Below are 4,327 nucleotides of genomic sequence, written 5' to 3' on the forward strand. Positions count from 1 at the left end.
CCCCTTGACAGAAGTAGCAGGCTTGTACCTGAGGGGCAAACCCTGCCAACGCCAGGAGGTGATACAACCCATGGGTGAGCAAGGGCAGAACGGCCTGTTCCGAAGCAGCCCGCTCGATGCGTTCCAAGTGTTCGACCAACACCACAAACAGCTCTTCCTGGGCTTGATCGGGCAAGGCCAACAGCAAGGCCACCTCCGCCAAATACTGCGCTGCTGTGAGATGGGCTAAGCTGCGGCTGAGACGAGGAAAAGTCTGGAGGGTTTCCGCTTGGACAATGCGCTGTAAACGCTGGGAGGTATCTGCTTGGGCAGACCAGCGCCCCCGCACCATCAGCAAATCGTTGATGACAAAAGGCTCCATCCGCCCGCCCAGCTTGGAAGGCTGCTTACGGGATCCCTTGGCCACCGCCCGGATCAACCCTTGCTCGCGAGTCAAGATGGTAACAATCCGATCCGACTCTCCCAGGGGGATCCCTTTCAGGTTGATGCCCGTAACCCGGTAGGTGCGGCCACTCATGGGGTTCCTCTGGCTTTCAGCTCTTGCATCAGCTCCAGCCCCCAAGAGGTGCCAATACGGCTGGCCCCCGCCTGGATCATGGCCTCTGCTTGAGCCACTGTGCGAATGCCGCCCGACGCTTTCACCCCCACTTTACCGCGGCTGAGTTGCCACAACAGTTGCACATCTGCCGGCGTCGCCCCCCCCATCCAGCCGGTGGAAGTCATCAGAAAAGCCGCCCCCGCATCGATACAAATCTCCCCGGCCAGCTTTTTCTCCTCCTCGGTCAGCAGAGCCGTTTCCAAAATGGCCTTGATGCAGACCCCCGTTTCTTCCACCAGTTGGGCAATCTCGGCATGGAGGCGATCCAGCTCCCCCGCCTTGAGCCAAGCCAAGTTGATGCGGACATCCAGCTCCCGGCACCCCTGCTCCACCGCCAGTTGGGCCTCGTAAAGCTTGGCCTCTGCAGTGGTTGTGCCCAGGGGAAACCCCACCACCGTGCTCACCTTGACCGGGGATCCATGCAGCCGCTCCACCACCCGCGGCACGTAGCAAGGAGGAACACAAAAAGTGGGGAAGCCATAGCGCAAGGCAATCTCACACCCCTGGTCAATCTGTTCTGGAGTAACCATCGGCAACAGCAGAGTATGGTCGATGTACTCCGCCAAATTGAGCGAGCTATCCGCTATGCCCTTGCGCTCCAGAGAGAGCATTGGTCGATCCCCCAGCACCCATCTTTACTCTAGCTTCAGTTTTCACCTGCAGGGATCCCCAAAGAGGGCTGAGCCTCTGGCCACAGCCAACCCACCAGGGCATCCCTTCGACCCCACAGTGTCCATTCCCTCGGCACAGCTCACACAGGCTGCTGCCCGATTGCGAGCCCTGATTGACTCGCGGGGGGGCATGGGTTAACTGTACTCAGGCACAAATGCGGGGCAAAGGGGCGGGTGCCGAGGTCACCTGCAGCAATCGGGGAATACGGCTGCTGTCGTAGATGCGAAATTCTTTTTCCAAGATGGCTTTTTCGTCGCGCACCGCCTGGTTCAATACGATGGATCCCTCTGGATCGGAGACGGAACGGTGAAAAGTGCCGGGAGGAATGCGCAAAATGCCTCGGTTCGCTTCCAGGCGCACAATATGGAAGGGATCCCTCCAGCTAAAATTCACCAGGTAAAACGTCCGTCCGCCCCATAAAGCCAGCAAGTTGTCCTCCTGGTGTGGATGCATATAAAACTGCCAATAGCCCTGCGGATTGTTGGGGGGACTGATGGCGGGCCCATCATGGTAAACCAAATCGCGGGCGTTGGATCGCGCAACCGTGATGTCGAAAAAGCGCACGCCGGGAGTATCTCGAAATTGATGGAAAGGCAATAGGGCAAACATGGATCTCGACATAGGGACACTTGACCAACGACAGGAAGATAAAGATGATTTCACACTGTTTCGCGTTATTTCGCAGTGTGAAGGAGAAGTTATGTCGTAGTTTAGTCAGGTGCGGCGGAGGGTTCAAACCTGAGATAGCATCACATCTATGCGCAGATCGAATAGATGGGATCCATGAACATCTCACAACTGCAAACCCTGGTGGCTGTGGTGGAGCGGGGGAATTTCAGCGATGCCGCTCTGCAATTGCACATTTCCCAGTCGGCGGTGAGCCGGGCCATTGCCAGCCTAGAGGAAGAATTGGGGGTGACTCTACTGGTGCGCGGTCGCTTTGGGGCGCGCCTAACCCCGGTGGGGGAGCGACTGCTGCGCCATGTTCGCAAAATGCTGCAACTGCGGGAACAAATGGATTATGAGGCCAACCTGGAAAAAGGGTTGCGGGGGGGAAGTGTGCGGGTTGCCGCTTTTCGCAGTGCTGCAACTCATTTGTTGCCACCGGTGATCGCCCGCTTCCGCCAACAATTTCCGCAGATTACCCTCACCCTCACAGAAGAAGATCCGGCCACTGTCGAACATCTGTTGCGATCAGGCCAGGTGGATATTGGCCTGTTGCCCCTGCCGCGGGCTGCTGAGGATCTCCAGACGTGGGAGATCGCCCGTGATGAATTCATTGTGTTGGTTCCGCTGAGTTTTGGGCCCCTGCCGGAAACCTTGACCTGGGAGGATCTTTCCCGTTTTTCCTACATTCTCTACAACTACGCCGAATGTACCACGGCGGTGCGGAACCACTGGGAAGCTGCCCACCAAACCCTCAAGGTGGCCTACTTGGTGAAGGAAGACTCCACCATTGTGAACATGGTGGCGCAGGGTCTGGGGGCTGCCATTTTGCCTCGCTTGGCCGCCATCCCCATTCCCGAAGGGATCCAGATCCGTCGGCTGCCGATCCCACTGGAGCGGGTGATCGGAGCTGCTGTTCTGGCCTCTGCGCTGCATCCGCCCGCAGTATTTGCCTTCCTAGAAGCCTTGCGGGGAAACCCGTCTCAGTTGCCAAGTCAAGTTCGGAACTGACCGCATTCGGGATTGTCTTAAACTCCTCTTAAATGCTGTTTTATGGATAACTGCTAGCATGAGGCCAACTTCACTCCCACCCCCCGGAAAGGAAGGCCTCTATGAACTGGCTGACGCTGCTTGGGCTACTTTGTCTTCCCGGCTCTCTGCTTTCATGTGTTGAGTATTTGCGCTCCCAAAGGTTGGTTCAACAGCTCTCCACCACTCGGTTGCTCAAGGTAGCCGAGCTTCGCAATCTCGGTCAGACAAGTCCACAGGCAAAAGGAGCAAACTTGGCCCAAGTTTATGGCAGGATTTTGTGCAATCGGCCTTTGGTATCGGAATTTTCGCGACAGCCTTGCGTCTACTACAAGTCCGAGATCTCTTGGGAGTATGACGAAGTCGAATGCTATCGAAAGTATTTGAACAGCGAAGGCGACGTAACCTACAGCGAACGGATCAGCGAAGGCGAATACCAGAACGCTCTGCGCTTGGGATCCCGGGCAAAATCCTATCCGGGGAGAATGACCGCAAAGGAGCCCGGATTGGGCTATTCTGCCCCCAGTTCTTTCCAGAAAAGGGTTGATCCCGGCTACTCCGATTCTTTCCCACAAAAGTCCAACCCTGGCTACTTCGGCGCGGCATCCTTTCCGCAAAAACCCGGCTCTGGCTACCCCGGTTCGGATGCTTTCCAGAAGAAGCCTGGTTACCCCGATTACCCACAAAAGCTCGGCTCTCCAGCCTATCCCGAAAAATTGCCGTTTTCTGAAGCAGGCTCTCCCCAAAAGTACTACAACAATGTGTACTCCGATCCGAGCACAGGCCGGGAATATCTCCTGGAGAGAGAGACGAGAACGAGAGATGAAACCCTTCACTCAGTGGTTCGCCAGATCCCTTTTTTCATCGAAGACGAAACCGGAAGGGTGAGGGTGGATCCCACGGGTGCGGAGGTAGAGGCTATGGCGGTTGTGGATGAGCGTGTCTTTCCCGGAAAAGGCCCCAGCCGCTTCAACTTCGATCTCAAGCGCTACCTTTCCCAAGTGAGAACAGAAAACCGCTCCACTCGCTCTTTCATCTATAAGGAATGGGTGATTCCGGTGGATGCGATGGCCTTTGCCATGGGGCAGGTGCGCTTCGAGGCAGGGGATCCCGTGATCCGAAAACCTCTTTCTGGGGGACGGTTCATGATCGCGCCCAAATCCCCTGAAGCCCTCTTGGAAGAGCAGCGCTCCAATGCCAGCAGCTACCTGGTGTTGTCCATCGTCCTGCTGGGCATCGGCGTTTTCACCGTGCTCTACCTGCTGCAATCCCTGCAACCTTATCGCTGATAGGCTCCCGGCCTTCCTGTCCAGGGAGAGGGAAACCTCGGGTTACCAAAAAACTGGGTCTAAAGCCCCGCCC

General features: G+C 56.8%; 5 protein-coding genes. 2 read left to right on the forward strand and 3 right to left on the reverse strand.

Annotation, left to right across the window (positions count from 1 at the left end; genetic code table 11):
- The 3 genes from recO to NW856_RS05190 form a co-directional block, all read right to left on the reverse strand.
- Nucleotides 1-517 (reverse strand): DNA repair protein RecO (gene recO / locus NW856_RS05180; protein ID WP_414399411.1); only part of this gene is annotated, 517 nt, incomplete at its 3' end.
- Complete coding sequence (gene deoC, locus NW856_RS05185; RefSeq protein WP_414399412.1) at nucleotides 514-1,209, reverse strand: deoxyribose-phosphate aldolase; 696 nt, start codon at nucleotides 1,207-1,209, stop codon at nucleotides 514-516. The genes deoC and recO, both read right to left, overlap by 4 nt.
- Nucleotides 1,210-1,414: 205 nt before the next feature.
- A complete protein-coding gene (locus NW856_RS05190) occupies nucleotides 1,415-1,879 on the reverse strand; it encodes a redox protein (protein WP_414343843.1) in 465 nt (154 codons plus the stop codon).
- Nucleotides 1,880-2,053: 174 nt separating this feature from the next.
- Between NW856_RS05190 and NW856_RS05195 the strand changes: the two genes are divergently transcribed.
- Together NW856_RS05195 and NW856_RS05200 are read left to right on the forward strand one after the other, a co-directional pair.
- On the forward strand, nucleotides 2,054-2,947 hold the full coding sequence (locus NW856_RS05195) for a LysR family transcriptional regulator (RefSeq protein ID WP_414374097.1): 894 nt from the start codon (nucleotides 2,054-2,056) through the stop codon (nucleotides 2,945-2,947).
- Between the two features lie 272 nt (nucleotides 2,948-3,219).
- Nucleotides 3,220-4,254, forward strand: a complete 1,035-nt coding sequence (locus NW856_RS05200; RefSeq protein ID WP_414399413.1) for an E3 ubiquitin ligase family protein — start codon at nucleotides 3,220-3,222, stop codon at nucleotides 4,252-4,254.
- Nucleotides 4,255-4,327 lie beyond the last annotated feature (73 nt).

It is taken from the genome of Synechococcus sp. R3-13 (genome assembly GCF_047462195.1).
Classification (GTDB): Bacteria; Cyanobacteriota; Cyanobacteriia; order Thermostichales; family Thermostichaceae; genus Thermostichus.